Origin of the sequence: Pseudomonas sp. URMO17WK12:I9 (assembly GCF_900230165.1) — a bacterium.
Lineage (GTDB): Bacteria > Pseudomonadota > Gammaproteobacteria > Pseudomonadales > Pseudomonadaceae > Aquipseudomonas > Aquipseudomonas fulva.
Genome location: NZ_OCMQ01000001.1, coordinates 725,356 through 747,103, shown reverse-complemented (window position 1 = coordinate 747,103; position 21,748 = coordinate 725,356). Strand labels below are relative to the sequence as shown.

Here is a 21,748-nt window from a genome sequence, read left to right as displayed (position 1 = left end):
TTCCTTCACAGCAAGGGTCACAGGCCCTGGCCCGAACGGCTCGTCTTTTCCAGCGCCTGGTTAAGGGCCAGGACGTTGACCACCGCAGGGCCCACCAATGGGCGCAGCGTGGCGGCTTCGAGCAGACTCTGCAAGCGTTCGACGGGTAGATGCCGGGCGGCAGCTACCCGTGGCAATTGATACGCCACGGCCTGCGGCGGCAGGTGGGGGTCCAGCCCACTGCCCGAGGTCGTGACCAAGGCCAAGGGGACCGGCCCCTGCCCTGGCCGGTACAACGCACCCGCCTGTGCCTGGACACGCTGCATCAACGCGGGATTGCCAGGGGCAAGGTTGCTCGCGCTGCTGGCCACGGTCGCGAAATCACCTGCCGAAGGACGGGAATGAAACCAACCGTCACCCTCGAAGCGCTGGGCGATCAAGGCAGAGCCGCGCACACGCCCCTGCTCGTCTTGCACCAGGCTGCCATTGGCCTGGTAGGGGAACGCCACCTGGGCAATACCCGTGACTGCCAAGGGGTACAGCGCACCTGTCAGAAAGGTCATCGACAGGAGCAGACTCAGGGCCGGGCGTAGGTATGCAGTCATGATGGCCTCCTCAGACCAGGTGCAAGGCGTTGAGCAACAGGTCGATGACCTTGATGCCGGCAAACGGTACGATGATGCCGCCCAGTCCGTAGATCAGCAGGTTGCGCCTGAGCAGCTGCGCAGCGCTGGCAGCCTTGATCTGCACCCCACGCAGGGCCAACGGAATGAGCACGACGATGATCAGTGCGTTGAACACGATGGCAGACAGGATGGCGCTCTGCGGGCTTGCCAGCTGCATGACGTTGAGCACGCCCAGCTGCGGGTAAATCACCGCAAACAAGGCTGGCAATATGGCGAAATACTTGGCCACGTCGTTGGCGATGGAAAAGGTGGTCAGCGCCCCACGGGTGACGAGCAGCGCCTTGCCAACGTGCACCACGTCCAGCAGCTTGGTCGGATCACTGTCCAGATCGACCATGTTGGCCGCCTCACGGGCAGCCTGGGTACCATCGTTCATGGCCATGCCCACATCCGCCTGGGCCAGGGCTGGCGCGTCGTTGGCACCATCGCCGCACATGGCCACCAGGCGCCCGTCTTGCTGCTCCTGGCGAATGCGCGCCAGTTTTTTCTCCGGTGTAGCCTCGGCCAGCACATCGTCCACGCCTGCTTCGGCCGCGATCGCGGCTGCCGTGAGCGGGTTGTCGCCAGTGACCATCACGGTCCTGATGCCCAGTTTGCGCAGTTCGGCAAAGCGTTCGCGAATGCCAGGTTTGACCACATCCTTGAGGTGAATCACGCCCAACAGGCGCTTGTCGACGCAGACCAGCAGCGGCGTACCGCCTGACTGGGCGATGCGCTCTACCTCACGGGCAAGGGCTGGCGGCATATCCGCGCGCGGCATATCGATGAAGGCAAGGAGCGCATCGACGGCGCCTTTTCGATAACGATGTGCCCCCAGGTCGATACCAGACAGGCGTGTCTGGGCAGTGAAGGCCACCGGTTGGTAGTGCCCGGCCGGCGGTTCGACGAAATCATGAAGCTGATGCAGGTACTCGACGATCGACTTGCCCTCTGCCGTGTCGTCGGCCAGCGAAGCCAGCAAAGCCCCCTCCCCCAGCTCACGGGCCGTCACCCCGGGCGCAGCGTACAGTGCGCTGCAGCGGCGGTTACCGAAAGTGATGGTACCGGTCTTGTCCAGCATCAAGGTGTGCACATCGCCTGCGGCTTCCACGGCGCGCCCTGAACGGGCGATGACATTGAGGCGCACAAGGCGGTCCATGCCGGCGATGCCGATGGCCGAGAGCAGGCCGCCGATGGTGGTGGGAATGAGTGTGACGAGCAACGCGGCCAGGAAGATCAGCGGCAAGCTGCCCCCAGCGAAGTGAGCAAAGGGTTGCAGGGTCACCACCACGATCAGAAACACCAGGGTCAGGCCGATCAACAGCATGTCCAGGGCGATCTCGTTGGGCGTTTTTTGCCGGCGCGCGCCCTCGACCAGGGCGATCATGCGGTCCAGGGTAGAGTCACCGGGGTTGCTGGCGATGCGGATCAGCAGCCAGTCCGACACCAGACGGGTGTTGCCGGTCACCGCCGAACGATCGCCGCCTGACTCGCGAATGACGGGCGCGGATTCCCCGGTGATGGCTGCCTCGTTGACGGCAGCGATGCCTTCTATCACCTCGGCGTCGGCGGGGATCATCTCCCCAGCCTCCACCCGGACGACATCACCCTTGCGCAGGGACGCGGCCGGGACGTTGTCGAAGCTGCCATCCGGGTTGCGCCGCCTGGCCGAGAGCCCCTGGCTGCCGGCTTTGAGGCTGTCGGCACGGGCTTTACCCCGGCCTTCGGCCAGGGCCTCGGCGAAGTTGGCAAACAGCACGGTGAACCACAGCCAGGCGGCGATCTGCACCGCAACGCCTGGGGTGACGCCATTGGCTGGGGTCAGGCACAGCACGGTGGTCAGTACGGCCGTGATGGCCACCACCAGCATGACAGGTGAGCGCTTGAGCTGACGCGGATCGAGCTTGAGGAACGCCTGCAGCAATGCCGGCCGCCACAGCGCGGCCAGCCGCGTCTGGGCTGCTGCGTCTGGTTGGGCCTTGATCTCTGGAATGGGCATGTTCATGGTCATCTCTCAATAGGCCTGGCTCAAATGGTCGGCAATCGGCCCCAAGGCCAAGGTCGGCAGGAAGGTCAGCCCGCCTACCAGCAGGAGGGTCAGCAGCAGCAGGAAGGTGAACAGTGGCCCATGGGTGGGGAAGCTGTTGGGGCCTTGAGGTGCCTGTGGCTTGGCTGCCAGGCTCCCTGCCAGCGCCAGGATTGGCAGGATGTAACCAAAACGGCCGATCAGCATCGCCAGACCGATCATGAGGTTGTGAAACACCGTGTTGGCGCCAAAGCCTGCGAAGGCTGACCCGTTGTTGGCGGCCCCGGAGGTATAGGCATACAGCAACTGGCTGAAGCCATGGGCACCGGGGTTGCTGACCGCTGTGGCCGGCCCTGGCAGGCTGGCAGCGACGGCGGCCAGTACCAGCACGCCGACCGGCATCACCAACAAGGTCGCCACCAACAGCTGCACCTCACGGGCTTGAAGCTTCTTGCCCAGGTATTCCGGCGTGCGGCCGATCATCAGCCCGCAGAGAAACACCGCGATCAGCACGAACAGCAACATGCCGTACAGGCCCGCCCCGACGCCGCCGAAGATGACTTCGCCGACCATCATGTTGACCATGGCCACCATGCCGGTCAGTGGGTTGAGGCTGTCGTGCATGGCATTGACCGAACCGTTGGAAGCGGCCGTGGTGGTGACCGTCCACAACACCGATCCGGTGGTGCCAAAGCGACTTTCCTTGCCTTCCAGAGGGGCTGCCTGCTCTACCTCGCTGGCGTGCAGCGCTGGGTTGGGCTGATGTTCGGCCCACAAGGCCGAGGCGCCGCCGACCAGAAACAGTGCAAGCATGCAGGCCACAATGGCGCGGCTCTGGCGCAGGTCTTTCACGTAATGGCCGAACATGAACACCAGAGCCACGGGAATCAGGATGATCGCCGATACCTCGAACAGGTTGCTCCACGCTGTCGGGTTTTCAAACGGATGCGCCGAATTGACGCCGAAGAAGCCGCCGCCGTTGGTACCCAGCTGCTTGATCGCAATCTGGCTGGCTGCCGGGCCGAGCGGGATCAACTGCTCGGCCCCTTGCAACGTCAGGGCATGGGCATAGTCGCTGAAGGTCTGTGGCACGCCCTGCCAGACCAACAGCAGCGCCAGCAGCCAGGACATGGGCAAAAGCCCATAAAGCGTGGCCCGGGTCATGTCCACCCAGAAATTGCCCAGGGCCGCACTGCTGCGACGGGCGATACCACGGCACAGGGCTACCAGCACGGCCAGGCCCGTGGCAGCACTGACAAAGTTCTGCACGGTCAGGCCGAGCATCTGGTTCAGGTAGCTGATGGAGGCCTCGCCACTGTAGGCCTGCCAGTTGGTGTTGGTCACGAAACTGACCGCGGTGTTGAAGGCCAGCGACCACTCAAGACCGGGTAAGCGCTGCGGATTCAACGGCAGAAGGCCTTGGCCCAACAGCGCGCCGAACAGCAGGAGGAACCCAACCAAATTGAAGATCAGCAGCGCCAGGGCATAGTGGCGCCAGCCCTGTTGCTGCGATGGGCAAATCCCAGCCAGCCGGTAGCAGGCATTTTCGATCGGTCCCAGTAATGGCGTAAGCCACGTGCGCCGGCCCTCCATGACATTGAAGTAGAACCTTCCCAGCCAAGGGGCCGGTAGCAGGACTATGGCGAAGAAGGCCAGCAGCAAGGCGATATCGTAGGCATGCATGGGCGACCCCTTAACTGCGATCGGCGCGCAATAGCGCCGTCAGCAGGTACACCGCCATGGCCACCGCGATCAGCAGTGACATCCCTTCGAGCACGTTCATGAATGATTCCCCGTTGATGCGGCAGTGGCCGCTTTACGGGGATTTTCGGTCAGGCCAGCGTAAAGGCTCGAGATCGAAGCGGCAGGCCTGGCATAAAGAACACGTAAAGAAAGGTGTTCGGCCAGGCAGCAGGGCTAGGCAGTCGGGGTGGGCTGCACGTTGCGACTCCAGTCCAGCAGCAGGCTGTAGCCTATGGCCAATAACGTCGGGCCAATGAACAGGCCGATGAAGCCGAAGGCAATCAGGCCGCCGAACACGCCGAGCAACACGATCACCAGCGGTAGGTCTCCGCCACGGCTGATCAGGTAGGGCTTGAGCACGTTGTCCACGCCACTGATGACGAAGGTGCCCCAGATGCCCATGAAGATCGCCATGCCGTACTCACCCTTCCATACCAGCCAGCCGGTCACCGGCAGCCAGGCCAGCGGCGGGCCCATGGGGATCAGGCTGAGCATGAAGGTGACCAACCCAAGCACGATGGCACCCGGCACGCCTGCGATGAGAAAGCCGATCAAGGCGAGCAGGGCTTGCGCCGCCGCCGTACCGATCACACCGTTGACCACCCGTTGCACCGTGCCGGCTACCAGGTTCAGGTAATACTCGGCACGCTCGCCGGTCAGCCGGTGCAGCAGCCGCAGCACGAACGCCGAGAGCCGCGGCCCGTCGCGATAGAAGAAGAACACGAAGACCAGGCTCAGGGTGAGCTCCAGCACGCCACTGCCAATCTGCGCGCTGCGGGCCAGCAACCAGTTACCCACTTGCCCCAGGTAGGGTTTGACCGACGCCAGTAGCGCAGCACCCTGCTGGTCCAGCGACGACCACCAGCTGGCCATGCGTTCGCCTACCAACGGGATGTCGACCAGCCACACGGGCGCATCCGGCAGGCCATCGACCTGCACATCACGCACGAACAAGGTTGCATCACGAATGTGGTCGGCCAGGTTGAAGCCCAGCCAGACCAAGGGCAGCGCCACGATGAGGATCCAGGCGCTGGTCAGCAGCCCGGCGGCGAGGGTTTCGCGTCCACCCAGCACGCGGGTGAGAAAACGCATCAGGGGCCAGCTGGCGAATGCGAGGATGGCACCCCACAGCAGCGCCGAAATGAAGGGGGCCATGACCCACAGGCCGGCGCCCAGCAATGCCAGCAACAGGATCTGGATCAGCAAGCGGTCATTTTCAACCATGGTCTTGCCCGTCAACGAATCAGTTCGAGGTGCAGGCCATCGGTGGGCGAGTCGCCGACTTCCAGGCGAGCGCTGCGTACACCGGCCTTTATCAGCGCTTCACGCCAGGCCTCGGCCTGGGCGCCGCTGAGGGTGGCGCGCAAGGTGCTGTCCAGGTTGAGGCTGCGTGCAAGCAGGGTTGCCCAGGCCGGCTGCGGGTCGCTCAAATCAGGATAATCAAGCTTGCCGGTGTCACGCATCTCACGCAGCACGGTTGCAGCCGTGGGCAGCAGCTCACCCAACGGGTGGGCTGCGACGAACTCCTCCACATGCAGGTAGGCCCGCCGGTTGCCACGGGTCACGCTGTAGAGTGCGACCAACGTATCAGCCTGGTCGGCAGAGCGGCGTAGCAGGATGAACGCCTGGCGCTCATCGCCACCATTGAGCCGAGCATTGGCAAAGACTTCGTTGGCCCACAGGCTGGCCTCGCCACAATCGCGGCCTTGGCACCAGAACAACGGGTACCCGCCTTCTTGCTGCAAGCTCTCGCGCGCGCGCGTGAACGCCTCCCGCGCAGAGCGCTCAACCGGCAGTTCATAGGTCGTGGAGCTGACCTGGCCACGGCTCTCGACTTTATCCTCCACCCGCAGGCGGCCGCTGATCTTGCGCAGTGGCCCCAATGGGTAGACGCGCTCCTGCTCCACGGCCGGGCGCTGGTCGACAATCTTGGCGTCCACTGGCACGGGCAGGCCGCCGGCCCAGAGCGTAGAGCTGGCGAGCAGCGTACCGGCGGCCAGCAGGCAACGCCAGGCGACAGGCGCAGTCATAGGCAAACCACGCGGCGCCCGGCGTCAAGGTGAAGCATGTACATGTCTGGCAATTGCATGGTTGTCTCCCTGATCAACCCGCCAAGCCTCGACACTTGTCCGGTGCAAGTCAAGCAAAGCCAAAGAAGCGATTGAAACAGTCTGCTACAAGCGTTGCGCCCTGCTCATCGTTCAGGTGCAGGTGATGGCCACCGGGCAAGGTCACCTGTTCAAAGGGTAGCTGCTCAAGCAGCCCTTCGCGACGTGCCAGCATGCCCTGCGCTGCCACCACCAGGCAGCCGGGGCACTTGACGTGTCGCACGTAGGCCATTGCCTGGCCTTGCGTCAGGCGCACTGGCGAGGGCAAAGTCAAGCGGCTGTCGCTGCGCCAGCTGTACCCCCCGGCCACGGGCATCAGCCCACGCTGGGCCAGCAGCTCGGCCGCTTCGCGGCTCACCGCCACCATGCCCTTCATGCGTGCCTCCACGCCTTGGTCCTGCGTGCTGTACACCGACTTGCGCTTGGTATCGAGGCGCATCTGTGCACGCAGCGCCATCCCCAGGCGCTCGGGGGCGTCCTGCTCTTCGCCGGTGGGCGGGATGAGGCCATCGATAAGTGCCAGGTGGCTGACGCGCTCGGGCAGTGCGGCGGCCAGTTGCACGCTGATGATGGCGCCAAGCGAATGGCCCAGCAGCGCGAACTGCTCCCAGCCCAGTTGCTCGGCTGCGCGCACGATGTCGTAGGCGTAGTCGGCCAGCGCGTAGCCGGCACCCGGCGGGCGATGCTGCGAATGGCCATGACCGGCCATGTCCAAGGCCACTATGCGCAGGCCCTGAAGGCGAGGCGCGAGACGCGCGAAGCTGTTGGCGTTGTCCAGCCAGCCGTGCAACGCAATGACCGGCAGGCCGTCCTCGGGGCCGAACACGTGGCCGGCCAGTTCGATATGGCCAAGATTCAAGCGTATGTCTTCGACCTGCACGTTCATGCCTGCCCCCACCTATCGAACAGGCCCTTGATCAGGCTGGCGGTATCTTCCGGGTGCTCCAGCGGGAACATGTGGCCACCCGGAACGCTGTGGTATTCCCCCTTCGGTATGCCCCGCACCGCCAAGGCATGATGGCGGCGCACTACGGTACTGGCCTGGCCACGGACCATGGCCAGCGGCAGGCGCAACTGCCGGACAGGCGCAGGGTTCAGGTGGGGTACGTTGCGATAGATGCTGATTTCGGTAGCAGGATCGAAGCGCAGGGACAGCGTGTGCTGCTGCTCGTGCAAGCCATGTTCGACGTAGGCATCCAGGCAGTCGGGGTCGAAGTGGCGGAACAGTGATCGGCTGGCGAAATACGCGCGGGCACTGAGCCGATCTTCGAATTCGGCGCGCCGCCCTAGCGTCCGACCGGCTGGGGTAATGCGGTCGATCAAGCCCAGGTGCTTGGCGGCGCGCAGCAGCAACTGGTCTGCGCGGGTCAGCACGGGCGAGTCGAGCATGACCACGCCCCGGTAAAGTTCTGGTCGGCGCAGGGCGGCATGCAAATGCAGAACACCCCCCAGCGAATGCCCCACGCCCCAAACGGGGTCGGGCTGCTGCTCAAGATGGTACAACAGCTCGTCCACCAGGCTCTGCCAGTTGGCGTCCACCGGAAACCGCGGGTCATGGCCGTGCTGGGGCAGGCTCTGCACGTGGTAGTCCGGCGCCAGGGCGGCGAACAGCTTGCCGTAGGTGGCCGACGGAAACCCATTGGCATGGGCAAAGAATATCGGTTGCGGCATGGCGGGCTTCCGGGCGCAGAGAATGGCCCATTGTGGGTGTCCACCAGGGCTCAGGCAACGTTCGGAAAGGTCATCGGCAAGGGCGATCAGGTCATGCCGATCGATCAAAGCTGCCCAGCGAGCGTCGCAGGCACGCCTTGATGAAGACTTGATGGCTTTCCAGCGCCTCACGGGCCAGACGCTGGTCATCAGCGTCCAGCTCCAGCCTGCGCAATGCCAGGCAGCTGGTTTGCATCAGATGGGCCACGCGGGTGCAGGCTTGCTGCAAGGCGAGCAGCTCCTGCTCGGCCTGCTGACGTCGATTTTCCTCAAGCGCCGTGTCCGTCTGGATCTTGCGCATCAGATGGTAGAACTTGGCGTCGGCGACCTCCCGCAGCAAGCTGTGCTGGGCGTGATCCAGGGCGATGCCTTGCTCGACCTTCTCAGTGGTGGTTTGCAGGTCCAGCGAGCACAACAATTTCCACATTTCGCCCGTCATCGACCCAACCTTGTACATGTCCTTTGTGGCAAAGCTAGCAAACCGCAATCGATTGAAACAACTGACAAAAATGCCAGTTGCCTCCCTTGCAAACCCGCTTGGCAAAGCCACGGCAGGCAATCAGCGGGACGTGTGCAAGGCCCGTAGCGTCATCAGGCCTGCCAGGGGCCAATCACCCTCAAGTTCCGCCAGGCTGGCAGTGCCCATGGCGGCTGGCCGCTGCAGGTGACCGTGTTCGAGCAGCCCGACCAGGTGCCCGACCAGTGGCTGGTGGCTGACCAACAGCACGTGATCAAGGCCAAGGCGCTCGATCTGGCCGATCGCATATTGCACATCGCTCTCGGGGGTCAGCCACGGCACCGTGCTTACCGGCTCGCTCAACCCCAATGCCTCATGAACCAAGGCAGCGGTCTGCTGCGCCCGGACATAAGGGCTGGCAATGATCGCCTGCAAGGGCTTGCCTGCCAGGTGTGCGGCGCTGTGCAGCACCTGCTCGCGACCATGCGCGGTCAAGCGCCGCTCGGCATCGCGGGTGGCTCGCGGCTCGGCTTCGCCGTGGCGCAACACCCACAGGTTCACAGCTTGGGCTCTTGGTCAGGTTGGGCAGGCTCAGGCGCGCGCGCCACGTGGGGCGCCTCGCCGTCGGCCGGGCGTGGTGCTGGCCAATCGGCAAACGGCCAGGGTTTCTGATCCGTGTGGAAGGTGCCGAAACGTCCGATCTGTGCCAAGTACTGGCTCAGGCTATCGCCAAGGTCCATCACGCTGGCGCTGGGGGCGCCGTAGATCAGCCGATAGATCAACTGGATCACCACCAGGCCTGCGAGCACCAACTCGGCCAATTGCCAGACCACCAGGAAAACCAGCATCCAGACCACACGCAGGATGAGGGACTCGCGCTGGGCGTGTTCAGGGGTATCGTTCATGTGTCGCTCCTTGCCGTTTTGCCAGGGTTATCCGGGCTCAGTTGAAGCCGCTGGTGGAAATGAAATCGACATCGGTCTTCGGCTCGGCGCTCATCAGGTGCTCGATCACCTGGTTCAACGTGCGGCCCTCGAACAGGATGGCATGCAGGCCAGCGACCAGGGGCATGTACACCTGCGCCTGCTGGGCCTTGGCCTTGAGCACCTTGAGGGTATTGACGCCCTCTGCCACTTCCCCCAGCCGACTCACGGCCTCATCCAGGCTCAGCCCCTGGCCGAGCGCGTAGCCCACCTGGTAGTTGCGGCTCTTGGGCGAGGAACAGGTGACGATCAGGTCGCCCACGCCGGCCAGGCCCAGGAAAGTCATGGGGTTGGCACCCTGGCTGACCGCAAAGCGGGTCATCTCGGCCAGTGCCCGGGTGATCAGCATGCTCTTGGTGTTCTCGCCCATGCCCAGCGCCACGGCCATGCCAGCGATGATGGCGTAGACGTTCTTCAAGGCGCCGCCGAGTTCCACGCCAAAACGGTCACTGCTGGCATACACGCGGAAAGTCTTGCCATGCAGCACAGCCTGCACCTGCTGGCACAAAAGCTCGTCTTCACTGGCCACCACGGTGGCAGTCAGGGCGTGCTCGGCAATTTCCCGGGCAAGGTTGGGCCCGGAAAGCACACCTATGCGCGCCTGCGGGGCGATCTCCTCGACGATCTGGCTCATCAGTTTGAACGTCTGGGCCTCGATCCCTTTGGTGAGGCTGACCAGCCCCTTGCCACGCAACAGGTCGGCATGTGGCGCCAATACGCTGCGCAAGGCGCTGGAGGGCAAGGCCACGAAAATCAGGTCGCAGGCCTTAAGCGTGGCCAGCAGGTCACTGACCGGCTCCACCCCTTCGTGCAGCCCGATGCCCTTGAGGTAACGCGGGTTCTCGCGATGCTCGCGCATCGCCTGGGCCTGTGCCGGGTCGCGCATCCATTGGCGCACTGGCACACCGTTCTGTGCCAGCAGGTTGGCCACGGCCGTGCCGAAGCTGCCGCCGCCCAGAACTGCAACAGGTTGCTGATCAGTCATATCCAATCCGTTAACACCTAAAATAAATGGCGACCGGCGCATTATACGGGTCGCCTGCCCCGCGCCAAGGCCGGTCGGGCATCGCTCATCCAGGCCAGGTATGTACCCACCGGTCGGCGAGCATCAATACCGCCGCAGATCACTGGCAAAACGGCAAAGTTCATTTACCATGCCGGTTTACCCACGATACAAGGCCGCTCCGTGCTCCCTGGCTCGCCTCCCTACCCGCGGCTGTTGCTGTTGACCGCCCTGCTCGGTGCACCTGCCCTGGCAGATGACTTGTTCATCGACAACAGTGACCTGCCACAGGTTTTGACTGCAACACGCCTCAAACAATCCCCGGCTGCGGTGCCAGGGAGCATGACCGTGCTCGACAGCGCGTTGATCCGGGCCAGCGGCGCGCGTGACATTCCCGAACTGCTGAGGCTCGTGCCGGGCATGATGGTGGGCTACGGGGCGGGCAATCAACCGACCGTCAATTACCACGGCAGCAACGTCAACGAAGCACGTCGCATGCAGGTGCTGATCGACGGCCGCTCGGTGTACCGGGCAGGGCTGGCGACGGTGGACTGGAGCGATATCCCGCTGGCGCTGGAGGACATCGACCGGATCGAGGTGTTCAGGGGGCCGAACACGGTCAGCTATGGCGCCAATGCCCTGATGGCCGTGGTGAACATTCTCACTCGCAATCCTGCCGACAGCCACGGCACGCGTCTGAAAGTCACACGCGGGCAGAACGGCATCGACGACTTCTATGCCAGCCAGGGCTTTGGCTGGGACAACGGCGATATGCGTCTATCGCTGTCGGGCCAGCAGGATGACGGGTTCGACCATGACCAGTTCGGCCAGGACTACCGTGACAGCCGCCGCGCCACACGTTTGAACCTGAGCGCCAGCCATACCCTGACGGTGGACCAGACACTGGAATGGCAACTGGCCGCCAAGGAAGGCACCAACCAGCGGCCTTATACCTACCAGCCGGTATTCCCGTTCGTGACCCAGCGCGGCAAGGATGCCGACGTCAAGGCCATGGACTATGCAGGCTCGGTGCGTTGGAACATCGACTTTGCCGCTGAACACAGCCTGTATGTCCAGGGCTCGGCGCAGCATTTCGACCGCCAGCAGGTGTGGCGAGCCTGCGACGCGGCGCTGTCCTTCAGCCCCGAACTCACCCGCCTCTGGCAGATGAACCCCAATTACGCCGAGCGGGTAGCCCGTGGCGCGAACAACCCGCCACCTAGCAGCAACCCCCAGGAGCAGGCCCTGGTCGATGCGATCAAGGCACAGTGGAACAGTCAGGGCGGCAGTGACGTGGTGTGCGGCGATGTCGACCAGAGCACGCGCGAAACCCGCTATGACCTGGAAATACAGGACACCTACAGCCTGACCGACAGCCTGCGCCTGCTCAGCGGCATGAACTATCGCTATGATCGTGCCGACTCGCAGACCTACTTCAATGGCAGCGTCGACGACCAGACCTGGCGGCTTTTCGGGCAACTGGAATGGCGAGCCGACGAGCACTGGATCGTGCAGGGCGGCGCCATGTTCGAGGATTCGCGGCTCTCTGGCAGCTCGCTTACCCCACGGTTGGCGGTCAATTACCTGATCACCCCGCGCCATGGCCTGCGCGCCGTCTATTCCGAGGCGGTACGGTCGCCTGACATGTTCGAAAACAACGTCAACTGGAGCTACACCGTCAAGAACCTGATGCCCTACGCCTTTGGCCAGCAGCATGGCGAATACTTCGTCAAGACCCGCGGCCCTGGTGACCTGGAGCAGGAGCACATGCGCTCGCGTGAGCTGGGCTACAACGGTTATTTCAGCGACCTGGACCTGAGCATGGACCTGAAGGTGTTCTACGACGAAATCACTGGCATGATCAGCGAGCCGCTCAAGAACAACCAGTACATTGCCAGCAATGCGAACCGGGCGCGCTTCAGCGGCAGCGAGGCCCAGTTCGATTGGCGCCCTACCCTGCGCGACCGGCTGCGCTTGACCTTCGCCCATGTCGACGCCTGGGCCAGCAATCCTGCCGACCGCAACCTCAGCGCCAGCAACAGCGGCTCTGCCGGCTGGATGAGGGACTGGGGCCACGGCTGGTCCAGTGGCGCTTTCTACTACGGTGACGATGCCCTCAATCAGTACCGCTACGAGCGCCTGGACCTGCGCGTGGCCAAGCGCTGGCGCGTGTACGGGAGCAATCTGGAACTGGCAGCCCTGTGGCAGCAACGCCTGGATGATGAGCCCACCACCGCCGTGCAGAACCGCTATGACAGCCGGCAGCGGCTGAGCCTGAGCGCGGAGCTGGAGTTCTGATGGTTCGCTTGCTGCGCCTGTTGGTGCTATGGCTGTGGCCATTGGGGCAGTTGTCCGCCAGCGAGATCCTGCTGGTCGGCGCCCAGGACCAGCCCGGCATCCGCAGCTTCATCGCTGCCCTGGAAAGTCGACGCCCCAACGACCACGTGCATTTTCAGGCTGCCAGCGAGCTGCCTGCGCCGAGCCGGCTCGACCTGGACCTGCGCCTGGTGTTGCTGGACGACGAGGCATTACAGTGGCGCCTGTCGCAAACCGCCGGCCCACCGGCACTGGCCATGAGGGTCAGCCGGGTGCAGGTGGAACAGCGCCTGGGAAAGTCACGCCCCGGGTTTCTCACCTTGTTGTGGAGCGACCCGCCACTGGATCGGCAATTGCGCCTGACCCGCTACCTGTTGCCGCAAGCCAGGCGCATCGGGGTGCTCTACGGTGAACACAGTGGGTTTTTGCTTGATGATCTGCGCCGTGCCGCGCAACCGCTTGGCCTCGAGATCGTGGCACAGGCTTGGCCCGACCCACGTGACAGCCGCCCCCTGCAACACCTGCTGGGCAGCAGTGACGTGCTGCTCGGGCTTGATGATCCGGACCTGTACAATTCCAAGACAGCGAAAAACCTGTTGCTCAGCAGTTACGGCCGTCAAATGGCCCTGATTGGCCCCAATGCCGGATTCGTCCGTGCCGGCGCGCTGGCCAGCACCTACAGCGATCAGCAAGATTGGTTAAGCGTGCTCGACAGCCTGCTCGGGCAATCACCTGCGCGCTGGCCCCGCAGCCTCTACCCAGCCCATTTCGGGGTCAGCGGCAATCAGCAGGTGGCACGGGCGCTGGGCCTGGAGCCCATTGATCCCGACACCGCCGCCCAAGCCTTGGCTGATGGAGAGCGCACCCCATGACCAAGGGCCTGAACTGGGACATTCATACGCGCACGCAGATCATCAGCCTAGGCCCGGCGCTGCTGCTGACGCTGCTATTGATCAGCTTCTTCACGTTCGTGCGCATCCAGGATTTGCGTCAGGAGCTCAACCACACCGGCCAATTGATCGCCAACCAGCTCGCGCCCGCGTCCGAATACGGGGTCATCTCAGGCAACAACGAAGTGCTTGAAGGCCTGATGCGCGCCACGCTGAGCATTCCCCACGTGCGGTTCCTGGAGGTACAGGACAGTCGCAATCACATTCTGGTGTACGTCGAGCAGTCTGACGAAAGCACCAACCGTGCCCAGCAGGTGGAAGTGTTTCAAGCGCCGATTCGTCTGCAGCAGATACGACTCGAAAGCGACTTTTTGCAGGAAGGCCTGGCGGCTGCCCCGGCCATCGGCGATGACTACCTGGGCCGGGTCATCGTCGGCATGTCGGACGATGCGTTCAGCCAGCGTCAGCAGGAGATCGTGATCAAGGCCGCAGTGCTGGCGTTGTTCGCACTGCTGTTCACATTTTTGCTGGCTCGCCGTCTGGCCATGAGCCTGGCCAAGCCCATCAGCGACATGGGCCATGCCGTCAAGGCCATCCAGCAGGGTCACTACGACACGCCGGTTCCGGTGGTGGACGACAGCGAGCTAGGGCATCTGGCCCGGCACATCAATAACCTGGCGCATGCGCTCGAGCAGGCCAGCACCGAGCAGAAAAAAGCCATCGCCGAGCTGATCCAGGCACGTGAGGAAGCCGAGCAGGCCAACCGCGCCAAGTCTGATTTCCTGGCCATGATGAGCCACGAGCTGCGCACACCGCTAAACGGCGTATTGGGCATGCTGCAATTGCTCGAAACCACCTCGATGAGCAGCGAGCAGGCCGACTACACCGCGGTGGCGAGCGAGTCGACGGGGCATCTGCTGCGGGTCATCAATGACATCCTCGATTTTTCGCGGATCGAACGGGCGGCCTTGCAGCTCGAACACATCGATTTCAACCTCGGCGAGCTCATCACCCACTGCGTCCAGTCGTTCCAGCATGCTGCACAGCAACAAGGTCTGGCGCTCGACTTGAGCCTGGCCGAGGACACCGCCCAGTTGCAGGTGAACGGCGATCCTACCCGGATCCGGCAGATTCTCCTGAACCTGATCGGTAATGCCCTGAAGTTCACCGAGCAGGGGCAGGTGCGGGTCGAAGCCCGTTGGCAGTTGATGGATGAGCAGCGCATCTGGCTGACATGCAGCGTGCAGGACACGGGCATCGGCATTGACAATGATCGTCTGGAGATGATGTTCGTCGCTTTCCAGCAGGCCGACAGCTCGATTTCTCGCCGCTACGGCGGCACCGGCCTGGGCCTGTCCATCGCGCGCACCCTGGCCGAGCGCATGGGCGGGCACCTGCACGGTCAGAGCCTTGAAGGCCATGGCTCGACCTTCACGCTGGAGATGCCACTGGCACTGCCAGCATCGGCGCGCCAGATCCGCCGCGCTGCGCCGCCCGGCCAGCTTGCCTGGACCGAACCCACCAGGGTACTGCTGGTCGAAGACAATGCTGTCAACCAGAGCGTCACCGAGGCCATGTTGTGCAGCCTGGGCGTTGAGGTGAGCACGGCCGACGACGGCCAGCAGGCCGTGGAGCTGGTCAGGCTGCAACGTTTCGCCGCCGTTTTCATGGACTGTGGCCTGCCCTACATGGATGGTTACGAGGCCACGCGCCAGATGCGCCTGCTGACCCACGGTGCACACGTACCGATCATCGCCCTGACTGCCAATGCATTGCAGGGTGATCGCGAACGATGCCTTGCCGCAGGAATGGATGACTATCTGAGCAAACCCCTGCGCCGCAGTGAATTGCAGCAGGTGCTGGTGCGCTGGCTGCCAGGACAGGCAACCGCGACTGGCGATAAATGCTAAAGTGCGGCAGTCTTAAACACTGGACAGGACTCCTTTCGGACCTGAAAATAGACGTTTCAGTGCACACCTGTACTTCTTTCGACAGGTGCGCTGTGACTTTCACTACAACGCAATAGTCTACCTGTAGGCTGCCGCCCCGTTCGCGATGCGTGACGGGCTGGCCGGGAAGATTCATCCCCTGCCGCAGGGGGTTATTGAGGAGCTCGCATGACCAAACAACACGCCTTTACTCGGGAAGACCTGCTGCGCTGCAGTCGCGGTGAGCTGTTCGGCCCAGGTAATGCGCAACTGCCCGCGCCGAACATGCTGATGGTCGATCGCATCACCCACATCAGTGAAGAAGGCGGCAAGTACGGCAAAGGTGAATTGGTCGCCGAGCTGGACATCAATCCTGATCTTTGGTTTTTTGCCTGCCATTTCGAAGGCGACCCAGTGATGCCAGGCTGCCTGGGCCTCGATGCCATGTGGCAGCTGGTCGGCTTTTTCCTGGGCTGGCAAGGCCTGCCGGGCCGCGGTCGTGCACTGGGCTCCGGTGAAGTGAAGTTCTTCGGCCAGGTGCTGCCTACCGCCAAGAACGTCACCTACAACATTCACATCAAGCGCGTGCTCAAAGGCAAGCTGAACATGGCCATCGCCGATGGTTCGGTCAGCGTCGACGGCCGCGAGATCTACACCGCCGAAGGCCTGCGGGTCGGCGTGTTCACCTCCACTGACAACTTCTAAGGGTTATTCGCATGCGCCGCGTCGTTATCACTGGTCTGGGCATCGTGTCGTGCCTGGGCAATGACAAAGCTACCGTCACCGAAAACCTGCGCAACAGCCGTCCGGGTATCCGTTACAACCCGGAATACAAGGAAATGGGGCTGCGTAGCCAGGTTTCCGGCTCCATCGACCTCAACCTCGAAGAGCTGATCGACCGCAAGGTCTTCCGTTTCGTCGGGCATGCGGCTGCCTACGCCTACCTGGCGATGCAGGACGCCATCAAGGACTCGGGCCTGACCGATGAGCAGGTCTCCAGCCCACGTACCGGCCTGGTGGCCGGCTCCGGCGGTGCATCGACCCTGAACCAGATGGAAGCGCTGGATACTCTGCGCGAAAAAGGCGTCAAGCGTGTAGGCCCTTACCGGGTCACTCGCACCATGGGCAGCACCGTTTCGGCGTGCCTGGCGACGCCGTTCAAGATCAAGGGCATCAACTACTCGATCTCTTCCGCCTGCGCTACATCGGCTCACTGCATCGGCACCGCACTGGAGCAGATCCAGTGGGGCAAGCAGGACATCGTGTTCGCCGGCGGCGGTGAAGAAGAGCACTGGAGCCAGTCGTTCCTGTTCGATGCCATGGGCGCCCTGTCGACCAAGCGCAACGAAACCCCGGAACTGGCCTCGCGTGCCTATGACGCGGACCGTGATGGCTTCGTCATCGCCGGCGGCGGTGGCATGGTGGTGGTCGAAGAGCTGGAACACGCTCTGGCCCGTGGCGCCAAGATCTACGCCGAGATCATCGGCTATGGCGCCACCTCCGACGGCTACGACATGGTCGCCCCAAGCGGCGAAGGCGCCATCCGCTGCATGCAGCAGGCGCTGTCGACCGTCGACACGCCGATCGACTACCTGAACACCCACGGCACCTCTACCCCAGTGGGCGACGTTGCCGAAATGAAGGGTGTGCGCGAAGTGTTCGGCGAAAATGCACCGAAGATCAGCTCAACCAAGAGCCTGTCCGGCCACTCGCTGGGGGCTGCCGGTGTACACGAGGCGATCTACTGCTTGCTGATGATGGAAAACAACTTCATCGCTGGCTCGGCCAACATCGACGAACTGGACCCGGCGGTCGCTGACCTGCCGATCCTGCGCAAGACCGAAGAAAATGCCAAGATCGATACGGTCATGAGCAACAGCTTCGGTTTCGGCGGCACCAATGCCACCCTGGTGCTCAAGCGCTGGGAAGGCAAGTGATTCGCTGACGCGCCAATAGAGAACGCCCCGACTGGTTCGGGGCGTTTTCATTTACGCTGGAAAACAGATCCGTTGGGCCCGACGCGACCTACGCTGTCATTTACCCTTGGGCAGCACAGCCAGAAAGTTGTCCTTGGCCACGCGTCTGGCTACATCCTCGGGCAAGGCATCCAGAAATGGCCTGAAACTGTCCATCTCCTCTCCCAGGCTATCGAAGCGGCCGACCACATCCGAGCCCAGCATGAACCGCGTTGGGTAGCGTTCAACGAGCGCCAGCCAGGCTTTGCGTGGGACGTCCTGTTCATCGAGCAGGTAGGGCTTGAGCACACTCCACGACAGGTCCACGTACAGGTTCGGGTAGTCCTCGAGTAATCGCGTCAGCACCGGCAGTAGAAAATCCATCTGTGTCTGATGCCGGTGAATTTCCATGCTGCTGCCGGCGTGTGCCCAGATGAAACGCGTATGCGGATGATTGCGCAGGGGCTCTTCGATCTCGGCCAGGTACAACGGGTTACGCTCGCGCTTGGAAGTGATGTTGGAATGCAACAGCACCGGCAGGTCGCGCTCGGCGGCCAGGTGATAGACCCGTGTCATGGCTTCGTTGTTGGCACGCGGAGTTTCGCCGCTGGTCAACGCCGTCAGGTCATCGTGACGGGTGAATACCTCGCCAATACCCTGCCAGAGGTCTGGGTAAAGGTCGAGCATGCGTTCGATATGGCTCACGGCATTCTTGTCGACTGGATTGAAGCCGGTCAGGAAGGGATGGAATCGCTTGCGTTGTTCGTCCGACAATGGCTGCAGTGCCGCTGCTACATAGGTATCGGTGGCGCTGTACCAATAGGCGTCCGCATCGTCGCCGGCGTAATAGCGGGGACGCTTGGGCTCGTCTTCATGCCATTTCTTGGCAACGGGAATGCCCGAAATCATCGACTGATCGATGCCTGCAGCGTCCATGGCCTTGAGCAGCGCCGGCATACCTTCGGATTCCTGGAAGAAATCCACGTAATGCAGGTGAGCATCGCTGTAACGGTATTCACGGGCCTCGGCCCCTGGCCCCAGCCAGGCGGTCAACGCTACGCAGGCCAGTGCTCTGGCGATCATGGTGGGCTTCCTTGTAAGGGGGCAAACCTACTAGACCTGCACGCGCAGCGTGCGGTTCGCCAGCCTTGCCATCAAAGCAGGGCTGGCAATCGCTGCGGCCACCTGCGCGCTAGCGCTGGAATACCTCGGCCAGCAGGTTGTGCATCGCGCGGAAGGCGCGCTCGGACGTGCGCCGGTCATACTGCGTCTTGCCGGGCACGTTGGCATCCGGGTCGGTGAACGAATGCACCGCCCCACCATAGCTCACCAGTTGCCAATCGACCTTGGCGGCGTTCATTTCGTCTTCGAATGCCGGTAGCTGCTCTTTGGGCACCAAGGGATCGGATGCGCCATGCAGCACCAGGACCGAGCCCTTGATGCGTTTGGCATCCTCGGGGTCAGGCGTGTCCAGCGTGCCATGGAAGGAGATCGCTGCACGAAGATCAGCCCCCGCACGCGCCAATTCGAGCGCGCAGCAGCCCCCAAAGCAGAACCCGAAGGTAGCCACCTTGCCTGGGCTCAGTGGCGCCTTGGACTGACCGAGCAACTGGGCAAGGGCACCTTCCATGCGCCTGCGCAACTCGCCGCGGTCGTTTTTGAGCGGCATCATTGCTGCGCCCGCTTCATCGGCATTCGCCGGGCGAACGGTCTGCCCATAGAGATCGACGAGCAGCACCACATAACCTTGCGCTGCCACCTCCTTGGCGATGCGCTCGGCCCCTTCGGTCACGCCCATCCAGTTGGGCGCCATCACCAGGCCAGGTCGACCCAGGGCGCCGGGCTCATAGGCCAAACGGCTTTCGAAGGTCTTGCCGGACAGGTGGTGGATCAAAGATTCGACGACTACCTTACTCATGCTGTACTCCTCAGGCTGCACCATGAAAAAAGCCCGCCGAAGCGGGCTTTAGCCATACGTCAATTCAAGCAGACAACTCGACCAACAGCTTGTTCAGGCGCCGCACATAGGCTGCGGGATCCTTCAGGCTATCACCGGCTGCCAGCGCGGCCTGGTCGAACAGGATGTGCGACAGCTCGGCGAAGCGGTCCTCACTCTGTTCGTGATCGAGCTTCTCGATCAGCGGGTGGGTTGGGTTGAACTCGAAGATAGGCTTGGAATCGGGCACTTTCTGACCGCTGGCTTCCAGAATCTGGCGCATCTGCAACCCCAGGTCCTGCTCGCCGATGGCCAGGATGGCTGGCGAATCAGTCAGGCGATGGGAGACACGCACTTCGGCGACGTTTTCGCCCAGTGCGGTTTTCAGGCGCTCGACCAAGCCTTCCTTATCCTTGGCGACTTCTTCCTGGGCCTTCTTGTCCTCTTCGGTATCAAGTTTGCCCAGGTCCAGATCGCCACGGGCCACATCCACGAACGCCTTGCCGTCAAATTCGTTCAGGTAGCTCATCAGCCACTCGTCGATGCGGTCGGTCAGCAGCAACACTTCGATGCCTTTCTTGCGGAAGACTTCGAGGTGCGGGCTGTTCTTGACCTGCGCGTAGGACTCGCCGGTGAGGTAGTAGATCTTGTCCTGCCCTTCCTTGGCGCGGGCCAGGTAGTCAGCCAGCGACACACTCTGCTCGCCGCTTTCGTCCTGGGTGGACGCGAAGCGCAACAGGCTAGCGATCTTTTCCTTGTTGGCAAAGTCTTCGGCCGGGCCCTCTTTCAATACCTGACCGAAGTTTTTCCAGAAACTCTTGTACTGCTCGGGTTCGTTCTTGGACAGTTTTTCGAGCATGTCCAGCACGCGCTTGGTCAACGCGGTCTTCATCGAATCGATGATCGGGTCTTTCTGCAGGATTTCCCGCGACACGTTCAGCGACAGGTCGTTGGAGTCCACGACACCCTTGATGAAGCGCAGGTAAAGCGGCAGGAACGACTCGGCCTGATCCATGATGAACACGCGCTGCACGTACAGCTTCAAGCCGCGCGGGGCTTCGCGCTGGTACAGGTCGAACGGTGCACGGGCAGGCACGTACAGCAGCGAGTTGTATTCGAGCTTGCCTTCGACCTTGTTATGGCTCCAGGCCAGCGGGTTTTCGAAGTCATGGCCGATGTGCTTGTAGAACTCCTGGTATTCCTCGTCCTTGATCTCGGTACGCGGACGGGTCCACAGGGCGCTTGCACGGTTGACGGTTTCCCACTCTTCGGCTGGCTGCTCTTCGCCTTCGGCGGCTGCCTGCTCCTTGGGCAACTGGATTGGCAGGGCAATGTGATCGGAATACTTTTTGACCACGTTGCGCAGGCGCCAGCCATCGGCGAATTCCAGCTCGTCTTTTTTCAGGTGCAGGACAATGCGGGTACCGCGCTCAGGCTTGTCGACGGTCGCAACTTCGAACTCGCCCTCGCCCTTGGACGACCAGTGCACGCCTTCGCTGGCAGGCTGGCCTGCACGACGGCTGTAGACATCGACCTGATCGGCCACGATGAATGCCGAGTAGAAGCCCACGCCGAACTGACCGATCAGGTGCGAGTCTTTCTTCTGATCGCCGGTGAGGTTCTTCATGAAGTCGGCAGTGCCGGATTTGGCAATGGTGCCCAAGTGAGCGATGACGTCATCGCGGGTCATACCGATGCCGTTATCCTCGAGGGTGACCGTACCGGCCTCCTTGTCGAAGCTCAGGCGAATCTTCAGGTCGGCATCGCCTTCGAGCAGTTCAGGCTTAGCCAGCGCCTCGAAGCGCAGCTTATCGGAGGCGTCGGAGGCGTTGGAGATCAGTTCGCGCAGGAAGATCTCCTTGTTCGAGTACAAGGAATGGATCATGAGGTGCAGCAGTTGCTTTACCTCGGTCTGGAAGCCCAGCGTTTCTTTTTGAGTCTCCACGCTCATGTTCTTCAAACTCCGATCAGATGACAGTGGTCGCCAAGCGGCGCAATGGCTGCGTTGGCGGCGGATGTCATGCAGATGGGGGCTGCCAAATCGATTTC

General features: G+C 62.7%; 20 protein-coding genes. 5 read left to right on the top strand and 15 right to left on the bottom strand.

Annotated features, from left to right (window positions below):
- Window positions 1-17 precede the first annotated feature (17 nt).
- From kdpC to CRP40_RS03225, 12 genes are all read right to left on the bottom strand, one after another.
- Window positions 18-584: a potassium-transporting ATPase subunit KdpC gene (gene kdpC / locus CRP40_RS03280; RefSeq protein ID WP_027916273.1), complete on the bottom strand. Its 567-nt coding sequence runs from the start codon at window positions 582-584 to the stop codon at window positions 18-20.
- 10 nt (window positions 585-594) lie between these two features.
- On the bottom strand, window positions 595-2,649 hold the full coding sequence (gene kdpB, locus CRP40_RS03275; protein ID WP_027916274.1) for a potassium-transporting ATPase subunit KdpB: 2,055 nt from the start codon (window positions 2,647-2,649) through the stop codon (window positions 595-597).
- 9 nt (window positions 2,650-2,658) lie between these two features.
- A complete protein-coding gene (kdpA, locus tag CRP40_RS03270; RefSeq protein WP_027916275.1) occupies window positions 2,659-4,353 on the bottom strand; it encodes a potassium-transporting ATPase subunit KdpA in 1,695 nt (564 codons plus the stop codon).
- Window positions 4,354-4,363: 10 nt separating this feature from the next.
- The gene (kdpF, locus tag CRP40_RS03265) at window positions 4,364-4,453 is read right to left on the bottom strand and encodes a K(+)-transporting ATPase subunit F (RefSeq protein ID WP_033695165.1); all 90 of its coding nucleotides are present in this window, start codon (window positions 4,451-4,453) and stop codon (window positions 4,364-4,366) included.
- Window positions 4,454-4,587: 134 nt separating this feature from the next.
- The gene (locus CRP40_RS03260; protein ID WP_027916276.1) at window positions 4,588-5,637 is read right to left on the bottom strand and encodes an AI-2E family transporter; all 1,050 of its coding nucleotides are present in this window, start codon (window positions 5,635-5,637) and stop codon (window positions 4,588-4,590) included.
- Between the two features lie 11 nt (window positions 5,638-5,648).
- On the bottom strand, window positions 5,649-6,443 hold the full coding sequence (locus tag CRP40_RS03255) for a DUF4892 domain-containing protein (protein WP_027916277.1): 795 nt from the start codon (window positions 6,441-6,443) through the stop codon (window positions 5,649-5,651).
- Between the two features lie 109 nt (window positions 6,444-6,552).
- A complete protein-coding gene (locus tag CRP40_RS03250) occupies window positions 6,553-7,407 on the bottom strand; it encodes an alpha/beta hydrolase (RefSeq protein WP_027916278.1) in 855 nt (284 codons plus the stop codon).
- The gene (locus CRP40_RS03245; protein WP_027916279.1) at window positions 7,404-8,192 is read right to left on the bottom strand and encodes an alpha/beta hydrolase; all 789 of its coding nucleotides are present in this window, start codon (window positions 8,190-8,192) and stop codon (window positions 7,404-7,406) included. Before CRP40_RS03245 ends, CRP40_RS03250 begins: the two co-directional genes overlap by 4 nt.
- A gap of 91 nt (window positions 8,193-8,283) precedes the next feature.
- Window positions 8,284-8,670, bottom strand: coding sequence for a hypothetical protein (locus tag CRP40_RS03240; protein WP_225806653.1), 387 nt, complete (start codon window positions 8,668-8,670; stop codon window positions 8,284-8,286).
- A 120-nt stretch (window positions 8,671-8,790) separates the two neighbouring features.
- Window positions 8,791-9,249 (bottom strand): phosphohistidine phosphatase SixA, encoded by a 459-nt coding sequence (gene sixA / locus CRP40_RS03235; protein ID WP_027916281.1) that lies wholly within the window; start codon window positions 9,247-9,249, stop codon window positions 8,791-8,793.
- Window positions 9,246-9,593, bottom strand: a complete 348-nt coding sequence (locus CRP40_RS03230) for a DUF4389 domain-containing protein (protein ID WP_027916282.1) — start codon at window positions 9,591-9,593, stop codon at window positions 9,246-9,248. Before CRP40_RS03230 ends, sixA begins: the two co-directional genes overlap by 4 nt.
- Before the next feature lie 37 nt (window positions 9,594-9,630).
- Entirely contained in the window at window positions 9,631-10,656 is a 1,026-nt protein-coding gene (locus CRP40_RS03225; RefSeq protein WP_027916283.1) for an NAD(P)H-dependent glycerol-3-phosphate dehydrogenase, read from the bottom strand.
- A gap of 201 nt (window positions 10,657-10,857) precedes the next feature.
- Between CRP40_RS03225 and CRP40_RS03220 the strand changes: the two genes are divergently transcribed.
- The 5 genes from CRP40_RS03220 (at window position 10,858) to fabB (ending at window position 17,745) form a co-directional block, all read left to right on the top strand.
- Window positions 10,858-12,972 carry a TonB-dependent receptor gene (locus CRP40_RS03220; protein WP_027916284.1) on the top strand — a complete coding sequence of 705 codons (2,115 nt, stop codon included), beginning with the start codon at window positions 10,858-10,860 and terminating at the stop codon, window positions 12,970-12,972.
- On the top strand, window positions 12,972-13,862 hold the full coding sequence (locus CRP40_RS03215) for an ABC transporter substrate-binding protein (protein ID WP_027916285.1): 891 nt from the start codon (window positions 12,972-12,974) through the stop codon (window positions 13,860-13,862). Before CRP40_RS03220 ends, CRP40_RS03215 begins: the two co-directional genes overlap by 1 nt.
- Window positions 13,859-15,790, top strand: a complete 1,932-nt coding sequence (locus CRP40_RS03210; RefSeq protein WP_027916286.1) for an ATP-binding protein — start codon at window positions 13,859-13,861, stop codon at window positions 15,788-15,790. The genes CRP40_RS03215 and CRP40_RS03210 overlap by 4 nt, the downstream gene beginning before the upstream one ends.
- Window positions 15,791-15,997: 207 nt before the next feature.
- Window positions 15,998-16,513, top strand: coding sequence for a 3-hydroxyacyl-[acyl-carrier-protein] dehydratase FabA (gene fabA / locus CRP40_RS03205; RefSeq protein ID WP_023533607.1), 516 nt, complete (start codon window positions 15,998-16,000; stop codon window positions 16,511-16,513).
- An 11-nt stretch (window positions 16,514-16,524) separates the two neighbouring features.
- A complete protein-coding gene (fabB, locus tag CRP40_RS03200; protein ID WP_027916287.1) occupies window positions 16,525-17,745 on the top strand; it encodes a beta-ketoacyl-ACP synthase I in 1,221 nt (406 codons plus the stop codon).
- A 96-nt stretch (window positions 17,746-17,841) separates the two neighbouring features.
- Here fabB and CRP40_RS03195 read toward each other — a convergent pair whose 3' ends face one another.
- The 3 genes from CRP40_RS03195 to htpG all read right to left on the bottom strand — a co-directional run bounded on the left by CRP40_RS03195 (window position 17,842) and on the right by htpG (window position 21,650).
- Window positions 17,842-18,846 (bottom strand): amidohydrolase family protein, encoded by a 1,005-nt coding sequence (locus tag CRP40_RS03195; protein ID WP_027916288.1) that lies wholly within the window; start codon window positions 18,844-18,846, stop codon window positions 17,842-17,844.
- A 109-nt stretch (window positions 18,847-18,955) separates the two neighbouring features.
- Window positions 18,956-19,681, bottom strand: coding sequence for a dienelactone hydrolase family protein (locus tag CRP40_RS03190; RefSeq protein WP_027916289.1), 726 nt, complete (start codon window positions 19,679-19,681; stop codon window positions 18,956-18,958).
- 64 nt (window positions 19,682-19,745) lie between these two features.
- The gene (htpG, locus tag CRP40_RS03185; protein WP_027916290.1) at window positions 19,746-21,650 is read right to left on the bottom strand and encodes a molecular chaperone HtpG; all 1,905 of its coding nucleotides are present in this window, start codon (window positions 21,648-21,650) and stop codon (window positions 19,746-19,748) included.
- Window positions 21,651-21,748: the final 98 nt, after the last annotated feature.

Excerpts from the sequence above, each read along its gene's own strand:
- kdpC (WP_027916273.1), bottom strand. The coding sequence starts at position 584 with ATGACTGCATACCTACGCCCGGCCCTGAGTCTGCTCCTGTCGATGACC.
- kdpB (WP_027916274.1), bottom strand. The coding sequence starts at position 2,649 with ATGAACATGCCCATTCCAGAGATCAAGGCCCAACCAGACGCAGCAGCC.
- kdpA (WP_027916275.1), bottom strand. The coding sequence starts at position 4,353 with ATGCATGCCTACGATATCGCCTTGCTGCTGGCCTTCTTCGCCATAGTC.
- kdpF (WP_033695165.1), bottom strand. The coding sequence starts at position 4,453 with ATGAACGTGCTCGAAGGGATGTCACTGCTGATCGCGGTGGCCATGGCG.
- CRP40_RS03260 (WP_027916276.1), bottom strand. The coding sequence starts at position 5,637 with ATGGTTGAAAATGACCGCTTGCTGATCCAGATCCTGTTGCTGGCATTG.
- CRP40_RS03255 (WP_027916277.1), bottom strand. The coding sequence starts at position 6,443 with ATGACTGCGCCTGTCGCCTGGCGTTGCCTGCTGGCCGCCGGTACGCTG.
- CRP40_RS03250 (WP_027916278.1), bottom strand. The coding sequence starts at position 7,407 with ATGAACGTGCAGGTCGAAGACATACGCTTGAATCTTGGCCATATCGAA.
- CRP40_RS03245 (WP_027916279.1), bottom strand. The coding sequence starts at position 8,192 with ATGCCGCAACCGATATTCTTTGCCCATGCCAATGGGTTTCCGTCGGCC.
- CRP40_RS03240 (WP_225806653.1), bottom strand. The coding sequence starts at position 8,670 with ATGACGGGCGAAATGTGGAAATTGTTGTGCTCGCTGGACCTGCAAACC.
- CRP40_RS03230 (WP_027916282.1), bottom strand. The coding sequence starts at position 9,593 with ATGAACGATACCCCTGAACACGCCCAGCGCGAGTCCCTCATCCTGCGT.
- CRP40_RS03225 (WP_027916283.1), bottom strand. The coding sequence starts at position 10,656 with ATGACTGATCAGCAACCTGTTGCAGTTCTGGGCGGCGGCAGCTTCGGC.
- CRP40_RS03215 (WP_027916285.1), top strand. The coding sequence starts at position 12,972 with ATGGTTCGCTTGCTGCGCCTGTTGGTGCTATGGCTGTGGCCATTGGGG.
- CRP40_RS03210 (WP_027916286.1), top strand. The coding sequence starts at position 13,859 with ATGACCAAGGGCCTGAACTGGGACATTCATACGCGCACGCAGATCATC.
- fabA (WP_023533607.1), top strand. The coding sequence starts at position 15,998 with ATGACCAAACAACACGCCTTTACTCGGGAAGACCTGCTGCGCTGCAGT.
- fabB (WP_027916287.1), top strand. The coding sequence starts at position 16,525 with ATGCGCCGCGTCGTTATCACTGGTCTGGGCATCGTGTCGTGCCTGGGC.
- CRP40_RS03195 (WP_027916288.1), bottom strand. The coding sequence starts at position 18,846 with ATGATCGCCAGAGCACTGGCCTGCGTAGCGTTGACCGCCTGGCTGGGG.
- CRP40_RS03190 (WP_027916289.1), bottom strand. The coding sequence starts at position 19,681 with ATGAGTAAGGTAGTCGTCGAATCTTTGATCCACCACCTGTCCGGCAAG.
- htpG (WP_027916290.1), bottom strand. The coding sequence starts at position 21,650 with ATGAGCGTGGAGACTCAAAAAGAAACGCTGGGCTTCCAGACCGAGGTA.